The following is a 20,328-nucleotide window of genomic DNA, read 5'->3' as shown; positions in this document are numbered from 1 at the left end:
CCAGCGATGAACAGGAGGATCCCGCAGCGTTGACCGCCTGACCGGCAGCGGTCACGCGGCGATCACTTCGATACACCACGCATTTGGACTTGACCACCCAGACCTCCAAGCAGGTCATGTTCGAGGTTACTCATCAGGACATCGTTGTACCACGCCACGAGCGGGGATGAGGGCCTTTGAAGCACGGCATTCACTTGTGTCCATAGCTGAAAAGTATCGAGTGAACTCAGGATGTAACCTCCCAACCTGGCAAAACACCCACGCCTAACGCTCCTGACAGGCGGATACCTAGAACGAGTCCTCGATTAGAGTCATCCAAGATGTAGACGTCTGATTGTGAATGTAAATAGGGCTGAACACTACTCGCACAGAACATGACAACAAACCAGCGATAGGTACACCCTGAACCGCGCCAGCCATGTCGTGGAGATTTCTTCCACAGCTCGCCAAGCGGCGGCTACAACAGCGGTCACGTTTGGTCGACTGCCCAAGAGTCCACTGACGCGTGAGCTTCTGAGCGGAGACGGAGGGATTTGAACCCCCGGTCGCTCTCGCGACGCTCGCTTTCAAGGCGAGTGCATTCGGCCGCTCTGCCACGTCTCCAGGGCCCCGATAGTAACGGACGGGTCAGTCGCCGCGCGCATCGATGACGCGGTCGATGCGGGCGAAGATCTCGCCGACCAGGTCGAGTTGGTCGGGGGTGAGGGGGTCGATGAAGTCGCGGCGGACGGCTTCGACGTGGCCTGGCGCGGCGGCGGCGAGGCGGCGCAGGCCCTCGTCGGTGAGTTCGGCGCGCACGCCGCGGCCGTCCTCGACGACGGTGTTGCGCCGGACCATGCCCTGGGCCTCCATGCGGCGGATCTGGTGGGTGAGCCTGCTGCGGGAGGAGAGCACGCCGTCGGCGAGTTCGCTCATGCGCAGCGATCGGCCGGGGGCCTCGGAGAGCAGCACCAGGATGCGATATTCGGGCAGGCTGAGATCGCTGTCGCGTTGCAGCTGCCGGTTGAGCGCGGTCATCAGGCGTTGGTGGCCGTCCATGTAGGCCCGCCAGGCCCGCTGCTGCGCCGGCGTCAGCCAGCGCGGTTCGGTGAGCGGACGACCAGTCTGTTCTGGATGCACTTGATCATTCTAAAGCGGGTGTGAACTGGGAAAATCGCTTCCGTCAGCGCAGCACCGAGATCATCGACCTCGACAGTTCCGCGGGACTCGCGCATCCCGAAAGCCCCAGCGCCTGATCGAAATCGGCGAGCAGCAACCGCAGCGCGTGCTTCACCCCCGCCCGGCCCGCGATGCCGAGACCGTAGGCGTAGGGCCTGCCGTACAGCACCGCCTTGGCGCCGAGCGCCAGCGCGATGAGCACGTCGGAGCCGGTGCGCACGCCGGAGTCGAACAGCACGTCGGCGCGGTCGCCGACGCCCGCTGCCACGGCGGGCAGCGCGTCCAGCGCGGCGATGGAGCCGTCGACCTGGCGGCCGCCGTGGTTGCTCACGACGACCGCGTCGGCGCCCGCGTCCACCACCTGGCGGGCGTCGTCGGGGTGCAGGATGCCCTTCACCGCGATCGGCAGATCGGTCCATTCGCGCAGGTGCGTCAGGTCGGCGGGGCGCAGCGTGTGGTTGCCGAACAGGCCGACCCAGGTGAGGATCGCGACGCGCATCGCGTCCTCGCTCTCCTCCGGCGGCGCGGGCAGCTTGGCGCGGAACACCGGATCGGACAGGTAGTTGGCGATGCCCTTGCCGTGCAGGAACGGCAGGTGCGCCAGTTCGAGGTCGCGCGGGCGCCAGCCCAGCGTGGGCGTGTCGACGGTGACGACGATGGCCTTGGCGCCCGCGCGCTCGGCCCGCTCCACGAACGAGCGCGCCAGCTCGTGGTCATTGGGCCAGTACAGCTGGTACCACCACTCGCCCGCGGCCGCGCCCACCTCCTCGATGGTCGACGACGACGCCGTGGACAGCACGTCGCCGATGCCGAGTTCCTTGGTGACCTCGCCGACGATCACCTCGCCGCGCTCGTGCATCAGCTCCAGCACGCCGATGGGCGCGGTGAGCACCGGCGCGGCCAGCCGGGTGCCGAGCACCTCCACCGACAGATCGCGCGCGCCGGGCCCGGTGGTGCCGCGCAGCATCCGCGGCACGATCCGGTACTTGTCGAACGCGGCGCGGTTGGCGGCGGCGGTGCGCTCCGCCGACGCGCTGCCCGCGACGTACGCGAATTCGGCTTCCCCGAGCACCTCGGCCGCGCGCTGCTCCAAACCCGCCGCCGTCATGGGCAATTCGGGTAGCGCGCCGCCGAGTCCGCCCAGATAGATCTCGTTCTGGAAGTCGATGAAGCTGCTCACGCTCCGGAACGCTAGTCCGTTGTGAGATTTCCCGCACCGTTGCCGGGCGTTTCGGACACGGTGTGGCGCGGGCAGTATGGGGTGATGCGCGCGATGGAGCTGAACGGTGTCGGCGGGCCCGAGGTGATGGAGTGGGGCAAGGGCCCCGACCCGGCGCCCGCGCACGGCGAGGTGCTGATCGACGTGGTGGCGGCGGGCGTGAACCGCGCCGACCTCTTGCAGCGGCGCGGGATGTATCCGCCGCCCGCCGGGGCGAGCGAGATCCTGGGGCTGGAGTGCTCGGGCGTGATCGCCGAACTCGGCGACGGGGTGCGGGACTGGCGGGTCGGCGACCGGGTGTGCGCGCTGCTCTCCGGCGGCGCGTACGCCGAGCGGGTCGCGGTGCCCGCCACGCAGGTGCTGCCGGTGCCGGACGGCCTGGATCTGGCCGCGGCGGCGGCGCTGCCGGAGGCGGCGGTGACGGTGTGGTCGAACCTGGTGATGACCGCCGGGCTGCACGCCGGGCAGCTGGTGCTGATCCACGGCGGCGGCAGCGGGATCGGCACGCACGCGATCCAGGTGGCGACGCGGCGCGGCGCGCGGGTGGCGGTGACAGCGGGCTCGGACGAGAAGCTGGCGCGGTGCGCCGAGCTGGGGGCGAGCGTGCTGATCAACTATCGCGAGCGCGACTTCGTGGAGGTCGTGCGCGCGGAGCAGGGGCTGGGCGGGCCGGGTGCCGACATCATCCTCGACATCATGGGCGCGGCGTACCTCTCCCGGAACGTCGACGCGCTCGCCCCGCACGGGCACCTGGTGGTGATCGGGATGCAGGGCGGGGTCAAGGGCGAGCTGAATCTGGCCGCGCTGCTGGGCAAGTGGGGCACCGTGCACGCGACGAACGTGCGCAACCGCCCGGCCGTCGGCACCGGCAGCAAGGCCGAGATCGTCGCGCAGGTGCGCGGGCAACTGTGGCCCGCGATCGCGGAGGGCCAGATCGTGCCGGTGGTGCACGCCGAGCTGCCGATCACCGAGGCGGCCGAGGCCCACCGCCTGCTGGACGGCTCGGGCACCTTCGGCAAGGTCGTGCTGCGCGTACGCGAGGAGTGAGGGGGCGCGCCCGTTCACTCCAGCGCCGACAGCGCCCGCCCCAGCTGATCGATCTCGAACTTCGTCGTGTACGGCGCGAGTCCCACCGTGACCGCCCCGCCCTCGTCGTTGACGCCCAGCGCGTCGAGCAGCCTGCTGCCGCCGTGCACGCCACTGAGCGTGCCGATGCGGGCGTCGGCGAGTTTGGCGGCGATCTTCTCCGCCTGCATCCCCGCCATGGTGAAGCTGACGGTGGGGATGCGGGTGGAGGCGCGGCCGATGACGGTGAGTTCGGGGATCTTGTCGAGCGTGTCCATCAGGTGCTCGAACAGCTGGTCGTGGTAGTCCTGCAGCGAGGTGATCGAGATCTCCAGCCGCTCGCGGCGGGTGCCGGTGGCGCGTTCGTCCAGCCCGGCGAGGAAGTCGATGGACGTGGTGAGCCCCGCCAGCAGCGCGTACTGGTGCCCGCCCACCTCGAGCCGTTCAGCCCCCTTGGCGTAGGGGTTCAGCGACATCGACGGGATGCGGTCCAGGAACGCCGGATCGCGGAACACCAGTGCGCCGATCTGCGGGCCGCCCCACGCGGGCGCGCTGAGCGCCACCACGTCGGCGTTGAGTTCGTCGATGTCGATGAGCGCGTACGGCGCCGCGCCGAACGCGTCGGCCACCAGCAGACCGCCCACCTCGTGCACGCGGTCCGCGGCCACCCGCACCGCGGGCGCGGAACCGACGATGGGTGAGGCCGCGGTGAGCGCGACCAGCCGGGCGGTCGGCCCGATCAGCTCCTCGAACTGCCAGGACGGCATCTCGCAGGTCTCGATCTCGACCTCCGCCCAGCGCACGTGCGCGCCGTAGCGGTTGGCGATGCGCAGCCACGGCGCGACGTTGGCCTCGTCGTCCAGGCGGGACAGCACGATGCCGGTCCCGAGCCCGAGGCGCGAGCTCAGCGATTCCGCGAGCCAGGCCAGCAGCACCGCGCGGTCGGGGCCGAGCACCACCCCGGCCGGATCGCCGCCGACCAGGTCGGCGACGGCCTCGCGGGCGGCGTCGAGAATGGCGGCACTGCGGGCCGAGGCGGAGTGGCGGCCGATGTGGGAGAACGACGACGTGCGGAAACCCGTTGACACGGCGCGGGATACCGCGTCCGGGACGAGCATGCCCGCCTGCGGATCGAGGTGGATCCAGCCGTCGCCCAGGGACGGTATCAGGCCCCGAACCCTCGCGACGTCGTAAGTCATGCTGGCCACTCTAAGGGCATCCGGCGATGCCGTGTAACCGCGTCGCACACCCCGATCGCACGCGGAAGCGGCGCGCGGCGACGGCGCGAACCGGGAATCAGCATGGCAACCGACCTTCAGGGAAATCCGAACCACACGGACCCGGACAGAATAGTCGCGCGCCGCGAGCGCGGCAGCGGGGGCCGCCGCGACCGGCGTTAGCGCGCCGGACGACAACGCGACATGATGGGGACCATGACGCATCCGGATGAGGCACCCGAATCCATCGTCGTGGTCGGTCCCGACGGCAGGCCGCTCGCCATCCCCGCCGGCGCGGACGGCACGCCCCTGACCGGACAGGTGATCGCGGACGACGACGAACCCGCAGGCGAGGCGAGCGAGCGCGAGGACGGCGGCGAATCGCTGGCCGACATGGTGGAACAGCCGGCCAAGGTGATGCGGATCGGCACCATGATCAAGCAGCTGCTCGAAGAGGTGCGCGCCGCCCCCCTGGACGACGCCAGCCGCAGCCGCCTCAAGGAGATCCACAAGTCCTCGGTGCGCGAGCTCGAACAGGGCCTGGCCCCCGAGCTGCGCGACGAGCTGGAGCGCCTGACGCTGCCGTTCACCGACGACGCGGTGCCTTCCGACGCGGAGCTGCGCATCGCCCAGGCCCAGCTGGTCGGCTGGCTGGAGGGCCTGTTCCACGGCATCCAGACCGCGCTGTTCGCCCAGCAGATGGCCGCGCGGGCCCAGCTCGAGCAGATGCGCCAGGGCGCGCTGCCGCCGGGGATGCACGCGGTCGACCCGCGCGGCGGCCGGGCCGATCACGTCACGGGCGGGTCCGGACAGTACCTGTAACCAGCTGTTCGCGGCCCGGTCCGGCGTGTACCTGCGGACCTCGGGGACGGTGCCCCAGGTAGTCTCGACCACCGTGCCCTCCGCAGCCGCTCGTACCGACGCCGACGTGAGTACGCCGCGCCCCGATGAGAGCGAAAGTCACGAAGAGAGCAATAGTCCCGAAGTGAGCCCAGTGTCGTCAGATCAGAGTCCGGGTGCCGATGCCGCGACCGCCGAGGAGTCGGCGGGCCGGATGAGCACGCCCCCGGCCTCGGATTCGCAGACCTGGCGGCGCGCGTTCAAGGACATGCGCGACGGCTTCGGGCAGCGCGAACTGTGGCTCTCGCTGGGCTGGCAGGACATCAAGCAGCGCTACCGGCGCTCGGTGCTCGGCCCGTTCTGGATCACCATCGCCACCGCCGTGCAGGCCGCGGCGATGGGCATCCTCTACGCCACCCTGCTCGGCCAGCCGCTGCGCGAGTACCTGCCCTACGTGACCGTCGGCCTGATCTTCTGGTACGTGATCAGCGCGAGCATCCTCGAGGGTTCGGAGGTGTTCATCGCCAACGAGGGCCTGATCAAACAGCTGCCCTCGGCGTTGAGCGTGCACGTGTACCGGCTGGTGTGGCGGCAGTTCCTGTTCTTCATCCACAACGTCGGCATCTATTTCGTGCTGCTGGTCGCGTTCGGGGTCTGGCGCAACCTGCATTGGGCGAGCCTGCTGGCGATACCCGCGATCGGATTGATCTTCCTCAACTCGATGTGGGTGTCGATCCTGTTCGGCATCTTCAGCACCCGCTACCGCGATATCGCGCCGATTCTGGGCAGCATGACGCTGATGCTGTTCGTGCTGACGCCGGTCATGTGGACCACCAAGACGCTCGAAGATCAGATCGGCGGCGCGAGCGACCGGGCCCGGCTGGTGGAGATCATCCCCACCTTCCATTACCTGGAGATCGTGCGCGCCCCGCTGCTCGGTGAACCGCAGGCGCTGCGGCACTGGGTGATCGTCGGCGTCATCACCGTGGTCGGCTGGATTCTCGCCCTGGTCGCCATGAAGAAGTACCGTTCGCGCGTACCGTACTGGGTGTAGGAGCCGCCGCGATGAGTGTGAGTATCGAAACCCATGACGCGTGGGTCGAATTTCCGATCTTCGACGCCAAATCGCGCTCGCTGAAGAAGGCCTTCCTGGGGAAAGCGGGCGGCGCGATCGGGCGCAACCAGTCCGATGTGGTGGTGGTCGAGGCGCTGCGCGACATCACGCTCTCGCTGAAGGAGGGCGACCGGATCGGCTTGGTCGGCCACAACGGCGCGGGCAAATCGACGCTGCTGCGCCTGCTGGCGGGCATCTACGAACCCTCCCGCGGCAGCGCCCGCATCCAGGGCCGGGTGGCGCCGGTATTCGACCTCGGCGTCGGCATGGACCCGGAGATCTCCGGCTACGAGAACATCATCATCCGCGGCCTGTTCCTCGGGCAGACGCGCAAGCAGATGCTCGCCAAGATCGACGAGATCGCCGATTTCACCGAACTCGGCGAATACCTCCAGATGCCGCTGCGCACGTATTCCACCGGTATGCGGGTGCGCCTGGCGATGGGCGTGGTCACCTCCATCGACCCGGAGATCCTGCTGCTCGACGAGGGCATCGGCGCGGTGGACGCGGAATTCATGAAGAAAGCGCGGCTGCGCCTGCAGGAACTCGTCGCGCGTTCTGGCATTCTGGTGTTCGCCAGCCATTCCAACGAATTCCTCGCCCAACTCTGCGATTCGGCGCTGTGGATCGATCACGGTCGCATCCGGGAGCGCGGCGGCATCGAAGACGTGGTGCGCGCGTACGAGGGGCCCGACGCCGGGAATCACGTCGCGACCGTGCTGAAGGAATTGGCGGCCGAACGCGACGGCAGCGAACGAGAACTGGAGCGGAACAACGCATGAACTCCCCGGCCGGGCAGGACGCCCCCATCACCGCTGGGGACCACGCCCCGGCCGACTCGACCGCGCCCGCGGTGGACTGGGTTCCGGCCGATACCGGCCCGACCGCGAAAGTGGTGGCCGTCGTGGTCACCCACAAGCGGCGTGAGCTGCTCGCCGAATCGCTGAAAGTGCTCGCCTCTCAGTCGCGTCCGGTGGACCACCTGATCGTGATCGACAACGGCAACGAGCCCGAGGTCGCCGAGCTGGTCGAGCAGCAGCCGGTGGCGACCACCTACCTGGGGTCGGCGCACAACCTGGGCGGCGCGGGCGGTTTCGCGCTCGGCATCCTGCACGCGCTCAGCCAGGGCGCGGACTGGGTGTGGTTGGCCGACGACGACGGCCGCCCCGACGGCGACCAGGTGCTGGCCACCCTGCTCGACTGCGCCGAGCGCCACGGGCTGGCGGAGGTCTCGCCGGTGGTCTGCGATATCGACGATCCCGACCGCCTGGCCTTCCCGCTGCGGCGCGGTGTGGTGTGGCGGCGCAAGCGCTCGGAGCTGGGCGACGACGATTTCCTGCCCGGCATCGCGTCGCTGTTCAACGGCGCGCTGATCGCCGCGCGGGCGGTGGACCTGATCGGCGTGCCCGATCTGCGGCTGTTCGTGCGCGGCGACGAGGTGGAGGTGCACCGGCGCCTGGTGCGCTCGGGCCTGCCGTTCGGCACCTGTCTGCAGACGGCCTACCTGCACCCGAACGGGGCGGCGGAGTTCAAGCCGATCCTGGGCGGGCGCATGCACACCCAGTATCCCGACGATCCGGTCAAGCGCTACTTCACCTACCGCAACCGCGGCTACCTGATGTCCCAGCCCGGAATGCGGAAGCTGTTGCCACAGGAGTGGATTCGCTTCTCCTGGTTCTTCCTCGTCACCCGGCGCGACCCGGCGGGCCTGCGCGAGTGGTTCCACCTGCGCTCGCTCGGCCGCAACGAGCAGTTCGGCAAGCCGGAGAAGTAGGCCGGGCCCGGTCGGCGTGGCGCCGGTACACTCGTGCGCCGAGCAAGAGGAGGTGCCGTGACCGATCCCGGCAGGGTGAATCGTGCGCAGATGCCCTCGGGGACACCCGAATTCCGCTTCGAGCCGGGGCCGACGGGCCTGACGGTCGAGATGACCAGGATGGCACTGCAGATCGGCATCAAACCCGTGCTGCGCGTGAACGGCTATCCGCTGCCGCAGGCCCGGTGGGGCACGAACGCGGTGCCGGGGCCCGCGGGGCAGCACCAGGTGATCGCGGGCATGAGCCAGCTGGGTATGGAGTACGGCAATGCCGTCGCCTACGTCCCGGTCATCGAGGGACACACGACCCGGGTGTACTACCGCGCACCCGCGCAGGTCTGGCTGAACGGCGCCCTCGGCCCCGAGCCCCAGCCCACGCCCGGTGTGGTGGTCATGTATGTCGCGTGGGCCGTGCTCGCGGTGATCCTCGTGCTCGCCGCTGGCGTAGCGGTCGCCCTGTAGGAAAACAGGTTGCCGCGCCAGGGCTGGTCTGGCAGCGTGTGGGGCATCCCGGCGTGAGCCGGGCCGAGTCGAGAGGGAGGTGGATCGTGACGACGTACGTTGCCGTTGTCGTGCCCGCGTGCGCCGCGCTGTCGCGTGCCGCCGCACCGGATTCCGCCTCCCTCTCCTCGCGCTGAGCCCTTCTTCCGGGCTCCGCGCCCAACGAAGGACTCCCCCATCATGGTCGACTACGACCTGCTCGTCCCTTACGGCTGGACCGAAGCCGTAGCCAATCAGTACGCGCCGCACCTCGACGAGGGCTGTGTGCCCGCGCGCGTGGTGCGCATGGATCGCAGCGAATGCGATGTGGTGACGCCCGACGGGCCCGCGCGCGCCACCTGTCCGCGTCCCGACGCCGAGCCCAGCGGGCTGTGCACCGGCGACTGGGTGGGCGTGGACGCGCGCCTGACCGTCCGCGCGGTGCTGCCGCGCCGGTCGGCGATCGTGCGCTCCACCGCGTCGCGGCGCTCGGAGGGCCAGGTGCTCGCCGCCAACGTCGACACGGTGCTCATCTGCACCGCCGCCGACGGCGACGTGGACCTGGGCCGGATCGAGCGCATGCTCGCCCTGGCCTGGGAAAGCGGTGCGCAACCCGTCGTCGTGCTCACCAAAGCCGATGCGGCGCAGGATATTCCGCTCGACGAGGTGCGCGCGATCGCGCCCGGCGCCACCGTGCTGGCGGTCAGCGCGACCGGCGGCCACGGCCTCGACGTGCTCGCGGCCGTGCTCGACGGCACCGTCGCGCTGATCGGCCCGTCCGGCGCGGGCAAATCGACCCTCGCCAACGCGCTGCTCGGCGCGGATGTGTTCGCCACCAACGCCGTTCGCTCGGTCGACAAGAAGGGCCGCCACACCACCGTGCACCGGGAGCTGCGCCCGCTGCCCGGCGGCGGCACCCTCATCGACACGCCGGGACTGCGCGGGATCGGGCTCTGGGACGCCGCCGACGGGATCGAGAAGACGTTCAGCGATATCGAATCCCTCGCGGCCGCTTGCCGATTCCACGATTGCGCGCACAACGGCGAACCCGGGTGCGCGGTACGTGCGGCGATCGAGAGCGGCGCGCTGACCGAGCGCCGGCTCGAGAGCTACCGCAAGCTGGCCCGCGAGAACGAATGGATGCGGGCCCGCACCGACAAGCGGTTGCAGGCCGAGCGCGAACAGGTATGGAAGGACATCGCCAAGCACCAGCGGCGCATGTACCGGGAGCGCGGCGGGAGACGCTGACCAATGGTGGGCGGGATTCGTCCCGCCCACCATTATGCAACTCATTGCATATGGACGGACCCTGCGCCTACTGTGCACAGTTGTGGGTACAGCGGGCTCGCCCGCGCGCCCTCCGGGCGGTGACCCGTCCGGCCACGCAGACGAAGGAGCACGTCCATGACGGAATCGAAGCCGCTCGCGGGCAAGACGGTCATCATGTCGGGCGGCAGCCGCGGCATCGGGCTCGAGATCGCCAAGCGCGCGGCCGCCGACGGCGCGAACATCACCCTGATCGCCAAGACCGATCAGCCGCACCCCAAGCTCCCCGGCACCATCCACACCGCCGCCGCCGAACTCGAGCAGGCGGGCGGACAGGTCCTGCCCTTCGTCGGCGACATCCGCGACGACGACGCGGTGGCCGAGGCGGTGCGCCAGACCGCCGAGCGTTTCGGCGGCATCGACATCGTGGTCAATAACGCCTCCGCCATCGACCTCTCGCCGACCAGCGCGCTGTCGATGAAGAAGTACGACCTGATGCAGGACATCAACTGCCGCGGCAGCTTCCTGCTGTCCAAACTGAGCCTGCCGCACCTGCGCGCCTCGGCACAGGCCGGCCGCAACCCGCACATCCTCACGCTCTCCCCGCCGCTGAACCTCGACCCCAAGTGGGCGGGCGGCTCGCTGGGCTACACCATCGCCAAGTACGGCATGTCGCTCACCACGCTCGGCCTGGCCGAGGAGCTGAAAAACGAGGGCATCGGCGTGAATTCGCTGTGGCCGCGCACCACCATCGCCACCGCCGCGGTGCGCAACCTGCTCGGCGGCGAGCAGATGGTCGCCACCTCCCGCACCCCCGACATCTACGCCGACGCCGCGTACCTGGTCCTCACTTCCCCCGCCGAGAAGACGACGGGCAACTTCTTCATCGACGACGACGTCCTCGCCGCACACGGCATCACCGACCTCGACAAGTACCGCGTCACCCCGGGCGACGGACCGCTGACCACAGATCTGTTCCTGTAGTGAGCACGATGCCCCGGAACACGAAAGGTGTTCCGGGGCATCGCTTTTCGACTACTTCGAGTCGATTCCGTACAAGCGCTCCCAGTTCTCTCGGCTGGTGAGCTCGGGCATGGCAGCCCGGTACTGCTCCTGCACGGTGGGCAGTTCGCGGCGCAGGCGGCGCAGGACGCGGATCGTGCGGCGCAGGAGTTGGCGGGCGCGGGCCTTGTCGCGCTGCCGGACGCGCACGCCCGACTGGGAGGCGTCGGTGACGACCACGTGGTCGAACAGCGAGACGTGCCACCAGTGCGCGTCCTCGCGGGTGACGCCGATCAGACCGTGCTGGGTGCGGCCGAACCACTGGTTGATGGCCCGCTTGACCAGCACCATCGTGACGCGGCTCGGCTCGCCGCCCGCGCGGCGGATCTGGATCTCACCCGAGGGCACCGGCGGTGTGGCGGCCGGATGCTTGATGGTCTCGGGGTAGTCGTTGCGGCTGGTGCGCGCGGCCGCCAGCGCCTCGATACCGCCGTCGCGCAACACCTTCGGGCCCTCGAGGAAATCCTCGATGCCTTGCAGGGTGGTGTGCACCAGGCCGTACTGCATGCCGACCAGCTGCTCGGCGATATTGCGGAACAGCTGACGGGTGATCTTCTTGCCGTCCAGATCGGTGTGCAGCGAGCCGACCACCAGCGAGTTGCGCGTGCTGAAGTAGCGCGCCCAGTCGTCGTAGTCCTTCCAGTAGAAGTCGGCGTGCCACACCGCCGCGTTGGGCAGCGTCACCGTCACGAAACCGTGCTCGCGGGCGCGAATGCCGTACTCCACGTCGTCCCACTGGAAGAAGATCGGGATCGGCAGGCCGATCCGCGCGACCACCTCGGCCGGGATGAGGCAGGTCCACCAGGCGTTGTAGCCGGCGTCGACGCGGCGCTCCTGGTTCTTCTTGAGCATGCTGGTGTTGCGCAGCGCCTTGGGCACCTTCTGCCCGTGCCGCAGCTCGTGCAGGTGCACCTCTTCGGCGCCGACGTTGAGGTAGTCGGGGTTGAGCAGGAACAGCATCTGCGCGCCGACCAGCGTCGGTTCCACCGTGAGGTTGGCGAACGCGTTGAGCCGCAGCACCGTTTCCGGCTCGCACAGGATGTCGTCGTCCATGAGGATGACGTCGGCGTGCTCGTTCACCGCAGACACCTCGTAGAGCCCGCGCGTGAAGCCGCCGGCGCCACCCAGATTCGGCTGGCGGATGTAGCGCAGCTTGTCGCCGAAAACCGGCAGCACTTCCTGGAAGCGGGGCCGGTCCTGCACCAGGTCGGTGCCCTGGTCCACCACGTAGACCGCGTCGATGGCGCCGAGCACGGTGGGATCGGAGGCCAGCGCGGCGACCGTCTCGGCGCAGTCGGCGGCGCGGTTGAAGGTGCAGATGGCGATGGCCACGGGGCGCACCCGCTCGGGGGCGACGGCGGTCCAGGCCAGATCGGTGAGGCCGAGTTCGCCGCCCGCGGCGTCGAACTCCAGCCACAGCGCGCCGCCGTCGACGTACTGGTCCAGCGGCGCGGTCAGCGTGATCGGGCCGCTGGAATTCACGGTGGTGGAGTCGATGATGCGGCGGTGGCCCGCGATATCGGAGGCCACCAGGCGGGCGCGGGCCAGGCCCTTCACCTCGAGGGTGACCGTGGCGCGCACCTCGGTGACGGTGGTCCAGCGCTGCCAGTAGCTGGCGGCGAAGCGGCCGAAGTAGGTGTTGGTGTGCGCGGTGGCGCCTTTTTCCAGGCGCAGCGCCTGCCGCTCACGGGTGGAACGGCCCTTGACCACGGCGTAGAGCTCGTCGCTGACCCGGGGCGAGGGGCCGGTGAAGATGCCGCGCTGCAGGACCAGACGGTCCGGGGCCCGATGGTCGGCGCGTAGCGAGGCCGGCGCGACGACGGTCGCGCGGCCGTTCGTTTCGGTAACGGCCTTGGTAGCCGACTGCTCCATAAGTCCTCGAAATCCTCATTTTCTTTGCCGACGGGGCGAGCGGGCGGACGGGGCGGACGCGCCCCTGGCCACCGTGCGCGGCGGGAGCGAGGATATCAACCGCTATGGCGGCGCGCCCGCCCAGGAACCTGGGGTATCGCCCTCACTATTGTTGCTGTTCATTTGCCGATTTGCCGGTGAAGACGAACTTGTCGTAGGCCCAGAACCGGAAGACGACCGCGACGATCTGCCCGATGAGCGTGCCGGAGATGTTGTCGGCCAGCGGGCTCGACAGACCGAGCACGTACCGGGAAAATCCGAGACAGCCCAGTTGCAGGCCGATGGCGACGACGTTGATCAAGACGTAGAGCAGGTATTCGCGGCCCGGGTTGTCGGTCTGCTGCTGCCCGTAGGTCCACCATTTGTTGCCGAAGTAGGTCACCACGGTCGCCACGCCGATCGCGATGATCTTGGCCGGCAGCGGCGCGGCGTGCATCGGCCCTTCGCCGCCCCAGAACACGAGCACGTTGTAGGTGCCCGCGTCGACCAGGAACCCGATCGCGCCGACCACGAGGAACGCCGCGGCTTTGCGCAGTCCCGCGATCAGCCGTGGAAGCAGGGGCTGTTTCGCGGCGACGGCATTCGAGGCACCGGAGACGACCGGCTCGTCCGACCCCGGCTCGGCGGACCCCGGCTCGGTACGGGGGGCAGCTGTCGAACGCGGCGCGACGGGCGCGCCGTTCACGAGAGGATCGGCCCGCCCGGTTTCGGGGACGCGCTCGGGCGCCGCGGCGGACTGCTCGGGGTGGGACACCTGGGCGACGGTACCCCAGCGTGGCGCGGGCACGGGTGAGCGCGCGACCGGTACCGCCATGTACCCTCCCCGGTGTTCCCCTTCACCGCCGACTTCGAGGAATGACCCGGGTGGATTCCACCGAGCTTCGCATTGCCGCCGTGGTCCCGTGCCACAACGAAGAGGCCTCGGTCGCCAAGGTCGTCGCCGACCTGCAGGCCGCCGTGCCGGGCATCGTCGTCTATGTCTACGACAATCTGAGCACCGACCGGACCGCCGAGCTGGCGCGCGCGGCGGGTGCGGTCGTGCGTCACGAGCACACCAAGGGCAAGGGCAATGTGGTGCGGCGCGCGTTCGCCGACATCGAGGCCGACGTGTACCTGATGATCGACGGCGACGACACCTACGAGGCGTCGGCCGCGCCGCTGATGATCAAGACGCTGCTCGACGGCCCGTACGACCACGTGCTCGGCGTGCGCAAGCAGGACCAGGAGAGCGGCTCGGCCTACCGCGCGGGGCACGAGACCGGCAACAAGGTGCTCAACGGCGTGGTCGGCAAGGTGTTCGGCGAGAACGTCGAAGACATGCTGAGCGGCTTCCGCGTGTTCTCGCGCCGGTTCGTGAAGAGCTTCCCCGCGGTGTCGCGCGAATTCGAGATCGAGACCGAGCTGACGGTCCACTCGCTGCACCTGCGGGTGCCCCAGACCGCGGTGCCGGTCGGGTTCCGCGATCGCCCGGCGGGCAGCGAATCCAAACTGCGCACCTACCACGACGGTTTCAAGATCCTGGCGCTGATCATCGGCCTGGCCCGCCACGAGCGCCCGGTCGCGTTCTACGGCCTGTTCGGCACGCTGAGCTGGCTGGTGTCGATCGTGCTGACCATCCCGATCGTCATCGAGTTCACCCGCACCGGCGAGGTGCCGCGCTTCCCCACCCTGTTCCTCGGCTTCACCCTGCTGCTGCTGGGCAGCCTGGCCTGGACGGCGGGCCTGATCCTGGACGGCATCCGCCGTTCCCGCCACGAGGCGGCCCGGCTGATCTACCTGCGCTACGCGGCGGTCGGCGCGGACGACCCGCGTGGCGGTGACGCGGCCGGGGACGCGCGGTGACGGCCTCGGCCGAGCGCGGTACCACCGTGGACGACCCCGAGCATCCGGCCGCAGGCAACGGTTCGGCGCGCGTGGACGATCCCGCGCCGGCTCGCGCCGAGTCCGAAACCGCCGCGCCGCAGCAGGACTCGCCGACCGCGGCGGCCAAGGTGCGCGGCGTCGCGGGCGGCGTGGTCGAGCGCTTCGGCGCGGCCACCGTGGCGTTCGCGGTGATCGCCGCCGTCTTCGGCGCGCTGTTCGCCGTGTACACCCCGCCGTTCTGGGGCCACGACGAGATCACCCAGTTCGGGCGCGCCTACCAGGTGTCCCAGGGCGGTTTCCTGCCGCAGGAGATCGAGGACGATCGCGGCGTCGCCTACGGCGGCGAGGTGCCCGCGAGCGTCGACGAGCTGATGGGCTACGCGTTCCGCGACTACCAGGACAATCCGGCCGAACCCGGCCGCATGGTGGCCGATCCCGGCGCCTACGACCGGCTGGAGTCGGCGAGCCTGGACACCCCGATGCGGCCGATCTGGTTCACCAATACCGCCGCCTACTCCGCCGTCCCGTACGTGCCCGCCGCCATCGGCATCAAGATCGCCGAGGTGACCGGCGCGGATGTGGGCGGGCTCGTGCTGCTCACCCGCCTGGCCGGGCTGCTGGCCTACCTGCTGGTGGTGGGCTTCGGCCTCTACGCGCTGCGCGCGCACCGGGTGCAGTGGCTGGCGTTCACGGTGGCGGTGCTGCCGATCGCGGTGTTCCAGGCGGGCACCGTCACGGCCGACACGCTCACCAACGCGCTGGCGATCATGGTGTCGGCGCTGCTGGTCAAGGCGGTGTTCCTGGGCAACGCACTCAACCGCGCGGAGACCGTGGCGCTGCTGGGCGCCACGCTGCTGCTGCCGCTGAGCAAACCGACCTACGTGCTGCTGGCGATGCTGGTGGTGGTCGTGCCCGTCGACCGCTTCGCGTTCTTCGGCGAGCGCGCGGGCCGCGTCTGGCGATTCGTCCCGTGGGCGTTCGCGGCGGTGGGCGCGCTGGCGTTCGCGGTGTGGATGAAGATCGCCGCGCCCACCGGCGACGGTATGAGCCTGATGCGCCCCCGGCACCAGTGGTACACGGTGAAGCCCGACGAGCAGCTCGGCGAAATCCTCGGCGATCCGGTCGGATTCGTGCGCGTGTTCGGCGACAGCATCATCTATCGCGACCAGCGCTGGTTCACCCAGTTCTTCGGCGAACTCGGGTTCGCCTACATCGACGTCCCCGCCGTGACCATCCTGTGCTGCCTGTTCGCGTTCGCGGTGAGCCTGGGCGTCGCCGACCGGATGAACCCGGACACCGCGACCTTCCGCCGCACGCTGGTCGTCGCGCTGACCGTCGCCGCGAGCGTGGCGATGATCTATGTGACGCTGTACATGTCGTTCACGCCGATCGGCTTCTACATCATCGACGGTGTGCAGGGGCGCTACTTCGTGCCGCTGGCGCTGGTCGCGTTCGCGGCGCTGCTGCGATGGATGCCGTTGCGCCTGGCCGACGCGCAGGGCCGCACGCCCACCCGTGGCCCGGCCATCGCGGTGATCGTGGCGACCGTGGTGGCGCTGTTCGCCGCGCTGGCGAAGTACACCACGATCGTCTGGGGCTGAGCCCGGCTTCAGCCGAGCGTGCGCTCGCCCGCCTCGGCGTAGGCGCGCTCGGTGACGGCCTTGTGCGGGCGCCACCAGGATTCGTTCTCGCGGTACCAGCGAATGGTGTCGGCGAGTCCGGCGCGGAAATCGGCGTAGCGCGGTGCCCAGCCCAATTCGGTGCGCAACAATGTCGCGTCGATGGCGTAGCGCTGATCGTGGCCGGGGCGGTCGGTGACGTGATCGAAATCGCCGGGATCGCGGCCGAAGGCCTCCAACAGCAGGCGCACGACGGACTTGTTGTCGAGTTCGCCGTTCGCGCCGATCAGATACGTCTGCCCGATCCGTCCCTTGTCCAGAATGTCCCAGACCGCGCGATTGTGGTCGTCCACGTGAATCCAATCCCGGACCTGATGGCCCGCGCCGTAGAGGCGGGGGCGCACACCGTCGATCAAGTTGGTGATCTGGCGCGGAATGAACTTCTCGACGTGCTGATACGGCCCGTAATTGTTGCTGCAATTCGACAGGGTGGCGCGCACGCCGAACGAGCGGGCCCAGGCGCGCACCAGCATGTCGCTGGAGGCTTTGGTGGCCGAGTAGGGACTGGACGGGTTGTAGGGCGTCGACTCGGTGAAGGCGGGATCGCCCGCGCCCAGATCGCCGTACACCTCGTCGGTGGAGACGTGGTGGTAGCGCACCTCGTGCCTGCGCACGGCCTGGAGCAGCGAGTAGGTGCCGACGATATTGGTCTGCACGAACGGCCACGGCTCGGCGAGGGAGTTGTCGTTGTGGGATTCGGCGGCGAAATGGACCACCGCGTCGACGCCGCTGACCAATTCGTCGACCAGATCCAGATCGGCGATGTCGCCGTGCACGAAATCGATGCGGTCGGCGACCGGATCGAGGGAGGCCCGATTGCCCGCGTAGGTGAGGGCGTCGAGCACGGTGACGGTGACGCCGGGCCGTTCGGTCACGGTCCGCTGGACGAAATTCGCGCCGATGAATCCGGCGCCGCCGGTTACGAGCAATCGCACGTTCCGACTCTACGTCGGCGCGCGCCCGTCGCCGAAGTGACGGGCGGACGACGAGCTGATTCGCCGAGGGCACACACGGGAATTGTGACTTCGATCTCCGCGAACCGCGGTGACTCGGAGCGACCGGTTCGTTCGCTCCGCTGACGCACTGCCGGGGTGGATGTTTCCGCGAACCCACCGATCGAGGCCGCGCGCCGGTGAACGGAATTTGAATCAACGGACACAGCGAGTTCACCGCGCGATAGCTGGCCCCGATTTGGATCATCGAGTCCCCTCCGAACACTGCACATCGAGGTAATACACATGCTGATGAGGAAATTCGCCGCCACCTCGGCCCTGCTGATCGCCGCTCTCGGCGTCACCGCGGGCGCCGTCAACGCGGCCCCCGCCGAGCACGACGGCGTCATCAACTTCACCGCCGAGCAGACCGAGACCTCGGCGCTCATCTCCACCGACGTGGGCTCGCTCGTCGTCGAGGACGACGAGCTGAAGATCAAAGCCGCCGACGGCACCACCGTCGCCGGCACCCCGCTGAAGCTGCGCATCGACGAGTTCGAGTTCCCGATCGCCGCCGAGATCTCCGGCCGCAACGCCACCCTGACCCCGCAGGTCGCCCCGGACAAGGCGGTCTACAAGCCGGTCGCCCTGCCGTACGAGAACCAGGCGCCCTGGAAGACCGAATACGAGCGCGAGCAGGCCGCCTGGAACCGCATGACCAGCACCATCGCCATGGGCGCCACCATCGGCACCCTGGTCGGCGGCCTCGGTGGCGCGGCCGTGGGCTGCCTGGCCGGCGGCGCCGTGGGCGCGGCGGCCATCGGCGGCACCATCGTCGGCCTGTTCGGCCCGTTCATCGGCGGCGCGCTGCTGGGCTGCGTCGCGGGCGCGGCGGCGGTCGGCGCGCTGGGCACCATCGCCGGTCAGATCTTCGTGACGGGTCCCGTCGCGATCGGCGCGGCCATCCAGTACTTCACGACGATCAACCAGCCGTTCACCCCGCCCGCCAAGTAAGCGGATCGACGGTCTCCACAACTGAATTCGCTCGCTTCGGCGAGGACTGGGAGCCCCGCCGGGAGACCGGCGGGGCTCCTCGTCCGTCCTCCGGAAACGGCGAAGACCGGCATCCGGGAATCGGATGCCGGTCTCTCAGGGCCGGTAGTGCGGGCCGTCCCTGTCGCTACAGGGCGGCTCGCCTCAGCAGGCGACGCTGGTGAGCTGGGGGCGACGGCGCGAGACCGCCGAGCGCACGGCCGCGGCCAGGGCCACCACCGGCGGGATCCAGCGGGCCTCGTGCGGGGCGACGCCCCAGCAGGCCGCACCGGCCGACATCTTGCTCGGCGGCAGCGGGATGCCCGCGCCGTCGGTGTGCACGACCGCGCCGGCCTCGCGCAGCGCCTCGAGCGCCATCGCGGCCTTGCGCAGACCGGTCACCAGGTGGATCTCGCGACGGTCGGCGCCGGGGAACTCGATCACCGGGCCGGACAGGTTGTTCGCGCGCAGGAAGCGCCGGACCTCACCCGCGAGCTCGCCGCTGACCTCGATGCCGGACACGTCCTCATCGGTGATCAGGCAGATCCCGTTGGCCGTTTCGGCGACCGTCCACCCGCGCTGGATGTAGTCCTGCGCAGCGGCGTCGATGTCGGCCGCTGAGACGGAAGTCGGAAACGAGGTGCGCACTGTTTTCTCCATTCCCCGTATAGATCGTGGGTTCCTGCGTTCATGGGTCGTATCGAGCGGCGGGGCCCCGAGCGTTACGCGTTCGCCAGAACTTTTCCGAACTGTGCAGTAGGTCTCATTCGGGCGGGGTCCTGTCGTCCTCGATCCGGCCGCTGCCTGGGCTCGAATGTGCCCCCCGAACCTGGGGATGAGCTGGGAAGCCGCTGTGTGGTGGCGGTGGGCTGGTTCGGGGCGCGGAATGCGGGGAGGATTCGGCTATGACCGATGAACCCAGCGCCGCCGCCGACCCGGATCCGGAGGAGTTCGAACCCGAATCCCGGTGGCTCGCATGGCGCGAATCGGCCACCCGCCGCTTCACCCGCGCCGCCGAGCACGACGAGCGGCCCGCCGAGCCGTTCCGCAGCCCGCGCGCCTTCCGCCAGTGGAGCGCGGAGGCCGCGCGCGCCCTGGTCGATGTGCAGTTCCAGCGCACCGCCACCCGCACCCTGTTGCCGCTGACCTACATGCTCGGCCTGATCTTCGCGATCGCCGTACCGATCACGCTGACGGTGTGGATGTGGCAGGTCTCGGCCGTGCTCGGCGTGCTGGCCGGATTGATCGCGCTGCCGCTGGGCCTGTCCATCGCCGCGGCGGTGCGCCTGATGCTCGAGTTCCTGGTCAACGCCTCACGTCTGGCAACCCGGGTGGAGCACATCAGCGATCTGGCCGACGACCTGTTCCAGGCGCTCTCGGATGTGGCCGAACCGGTGAATCAGCTGTCCGAGGACGTGCGTGCGGTCCAGTTCTGGCGCTTCCGCAAGCGCGGTCCGCGCAAGTGAGCAATCAGGCTTAATTGCCCGAATCAGACCGCACCGAACCTTTTTGTCTCAGTTCGGACAATGACGTATCTGAGTCGATTCACATAGTTTTTTTCAGATACGCTGTGAAACTTGCTGTTTGAGCGGACGGGGCAGTCGGCCGCTCGGACAATCGAGCGTCGGCAGCGGCGGCACGGGAGGAATCGCCGGTCGCCCTCGGCGCAGAGCTCGC

The 20,328-nt window shown here is 69.3% G+C and carries 19 protein-coding genes and 1 tRNA gene; 12 read left to right on the top strand and 8 right to left on the bottom strand.

Going from position 1 to position 20,328, the window contains the following annotated elements; translation table 11 throughout:
- Window positions 1–518 precede the first annotated feature (518 nt).
- The 3 genes from DFR74_RS15775 to DFR74_RS15765 all read right to left on the bottom strand — a co-directional run bounded on the left by DFR74_RS15775 (window position 519) and on the right by DFR74_RS15765 (window position 2,338).
- Window positions 519–603: transfer RNA gene (locus tag DFR74_RS15775), tRNA-Ser, on the bottom strand.
- A 24-nt stretch (window positions 604–627) separates the two neighbouring features.
- The gene (locus DFR74_RS15770; RefSeq protein ID WP_084537739.1) at window positions 628–1,038 is read right to left on the bottom strand and encodes a MarR family winged helix-turn-helix transcriptional regulator; all 411 of its coding nucleotides are present in this window, start codon (window positions 1,036–1,038) and stop codon (window positions 628–630) included.
- A gap of 124 nt (window positions 1,039–1,162) precedes the next feature.
- On the bottom strand, window positions 1,163–2,338 hold the full coding sequence (locus DFR74_RS15765; protein ID WP_067509701.1) for a lactate 2-monooxygenase: 1,176 nt from the start codon (window positions 2,336–2,338) through the stop codon (window positions 1,163–1,165).
- Window positions 2,339–2,422: 84 nt separating this feature from the next.
- Here DFR74_RS15765 and DFR74_RS15760 point away from each other — a divergent pair, with 84 nt between their 5' ends.
- Window positions 2,423–3,424: an NAD(P)H-quinone oxidoreductase gene (locus DFR74_RS15760; RefSeq protein WP_067509703.1), complete on the top strand. Its 1,002-nt coding sequence runs from the start codon at window positions 2,423–2,425 to the stop codon at window positions 3,422–3,424.
- 14 nt (window positions 3,425–3,438) lie between these two features.
- On the opposite strand, the gene DFR74_RS15755 is transcribed toward DFR74_RS15760, so the two are convergent.
- On the bottom strand, window positions 3,439–4,641 hold the full coding sequence (locus DFR74_RS15755) for a cysteine desulfurase-like protein (RefSeq protein ID WP_067509705.1): 1,203 nt from the start codon (window positions 4,639–4,641) through the stop codon (window positions 3,439–3,441).
- A 234-nt stretch (window positions 4,642–4,875) separates the two neighbouring features.
- Between DFR74_RS15755 and DFR74_RS15750 the strand changes: the two genes are divergently transcribed.
- From DFR74_RS15750 to DFR74_RS15720, 7 genes are all read left to right on the top strand, one after another.
- On the top strand, window positions 4,876–5,481 hold the full coding sequence (locus DFR74_RS15750) for a bacterial proteasome activator family protein (protein ID WP_067509859.1): 606 nt from the start codon (window positions 4,876–4,878) through the stop codon (window positions 5,479–5,481).
- A 232-nt stretch (window positions 5,482–5,713) separates the two neighbouring features.
- Window positions 5,714–6,553, top strand: coding sequence for a galactan export ABC transporter permease subunit Wzm/RfbD (wzm, locus tag DFR74_RS15745; protein ID WP_067509707.1), 840 nt, complete (start codon window positions 5,714–5,716; stop codon window positions 6,551–6,553).
- An 11-nt stretch (window positions 6,554–6,564) separates the two neighbouring features.
- Window positions 6,565–7,395 carry a galactan export ABC transporter ATP-binding subunit Wzt/RfbE gene (wzt, locus tag DFR74_RS15740; RefSeq protein WP_067509708.1) on the top strand — a complete coding sequence of 277 codons (831 nt, stop codon included), beginning with the start codon at window positions 6,565–6,567 and terminating at the stop codon, window positions 7,393–7,395.
- Window positions 7,392–8,387: a galactofuranosyltransferase GlfT1 gene (gene glfT1 / locus DFR74_RS15735; protein ID WP_084537713.1), complete on the top strand. Its 996-nt coding sequence runs from the start codon at window positions 7,392–7,394 to the stop codon at window positions 8,385–8,387. The genes wzt and glfT1 overlap by 4 nt, the downstream gene beginning before the upstream one ends.
- Before the next feature lie 57 nt (window positions 8,388–8,444).
- The gene (locus tag DFR74_RS15730) at window positions 8,445–8,888 is read left to right on the top strand and encodes a hypothetical protein (RefSeq protein WP_147265837.1); all 444 of its coding nucleotides are present in this window, start codon (window positions 8,445–8,447) and stop codon (window positions 8,886–8,888) included.
- 219 nt (window positions 8,889–9,107) lie between these two features.
- Window positions 9,108–10,154, top strand: a complete 1,047-nt coding sequence (gene rsgA / locus DFR74_RS15725; protein WP_067509712.1) for a ribosome small subunit-dependent GTPase A — start codon at window positions 9,108–9,110, stop codon at window positions 10,152–10,154.
- Between the two features lie 156 nt (window positions 10,155–10,310).
- Window positions 10,311–11,156: an SDR family oxidoreductase gene (locus DFR74_RS15720; protein ID WP_067509714.1), complete on the top strand. Its 846-nt coding sequence runs from the start codon at window positions 10,311–10,313 to the stop codon at window positions 11,154–11,156.
- 51 nt (window positions 11,157–11,207) lie between these two features.
- Here DFR74_RS15720 and DFR74_RS15715 read toward each other — a convergent pair whose 3' ends face one another.
- Together DFR74_RS15715 and DFR74_RS37155 are read right to left on the bottom strand one after the other, a co-directional pair.
- The gene (locus DFR74_RS15715) at window positions 11,208–13,106 is read right to left on the bottom strand and encodes a glycosyltransferase (RefSeq protein ID WP_067509716.1); all 1,899 of its coding nucleotides are present in this window, start codon (window positions 13,104–13,106) and stop codon (window positions 11,208–11,210) included.
- Between the two features lie 145 nt (window positions 13,107–13,251).
- Window positions 13,252–13,959 (bottom strand): GtrA family protein, encoded by a 708-nt coding sequence (locus tag DFR74_RS37155; protein ID WP_084537714.1) that lies wholly within the window; start codon window positions 13,957–13,959, stop codon window positions 13,252–13,254.
- Window positions 13,960–14,000: 41 nt separating this feature from the next.
- Between DFR74_RS37155 and DFR74_RS15705 the strand changes: the two genes are divergently transcribed.
- Window positions 14,001–14,987 (top strand): glycosyltransferase, encoded by a 987-nt coding sequence (locus DFR74_RS15705; RefSeq protein ID WP_228789706.1) that lies wholly within the window; start codon window positions 14,001–14,003, stop codon window positions 14,985–14,987.
- Window positions 14,984–16,609 (top strand): DUF2142 domain-containing protein, encoded by a 1,626-nt coding sequence (locus tag DFR74_RS15700; RefSeq protein WP_232331762.1) that lies wholly within the window; start codon window positions 14,984–14,986, stop codon window positions 16,607–16,609. The genes DFR74_RS15705 and DFR74_RS15700 overlap by 4 nt, the downstream gene beginning before the upstream one ends.
- A gap of 8 nt (window positions 16,610–16,617) precedes the next feature.
- Here the strand turns inward: DFR74_RS15700 and rfbB are convergent, their stop codons facing one another.
- Complete coding sequence (gene rfbB / locus DFR74_RS15695) at window positions 16,618–17,622, bottom strand: dTDP-glucose 4,6-dehydratase (protein ID WP_067509718.1); 1,005 nt, start codon at window positions 17,620–17,622, stop codon at window positions 16,618–16,620.
- Between the two features lie 303 nt (window positions 17,623–17,925).
- Here rfbB and DFR74_RS15690 point away from each other — a divergent pair, with 303 nt between their 5' ends.
- On the top strand, window positions 17,926–18,633 hold the full coding sequence (locus DFR74_RS15690; protein WP_067509720.1) for a hypothetical protein: 708 nt from the start codon (window positions 17,926–17,928) through the stop codon (window positions 18,631–18,633).
- A gap of 183 nt (window positions 18,634–18,816) precedes the next feature.
- Here the strand turns inward: DFR74_RS15690 and DFR74_RS15685 are convergent, their stop codons facing one another.
- Window positions 18,817–19,299 carry a hypothetical protein gene (locus DFR74_RS15685; protein WP_067509868.1) on the bottom strand — a complete coding sequence of 161 codons (483 nt, stop codon included), beginning with the start codon at window positions 19,297–19,299 and terminating at the stop codon, window positions 18,817–18,819.
- A 257-nt stretch (window positions 19,300–19,556) separates the two neighbouring features.
- On the opposite strand from DFR74_RS15685, the gene DFR74_RS15680 reads away from it, so the two are divergent.
- Window positions 19,557–20,117 (top strand): DUF4282 domain-containing protein, encoded by a 561-nt coding sequence (locus DFR74_RS15680; RefSeq protein ID WP_067509722.1) that lies wholly within the window; start codon window positions 19,557–19,559, stop codon window positions 20,115–20,117.
- The last annotated feature ends 211 nt before the right edge of the window (window positions 20,118–20,328 follow it).

The organism is Nocardia puris (genome assembly GCF_003315035.1).
GTDB lineage: Bacteria > Actinomycetota > Actinomycetes > Mycobacteriales > Mycobacteriaceae > Nocardia > Nocardia puris.
Note: the sequence above shows the minus strand (reverse complement) of the source record. Positions and strands in the feature narration are given on the sequence as shown.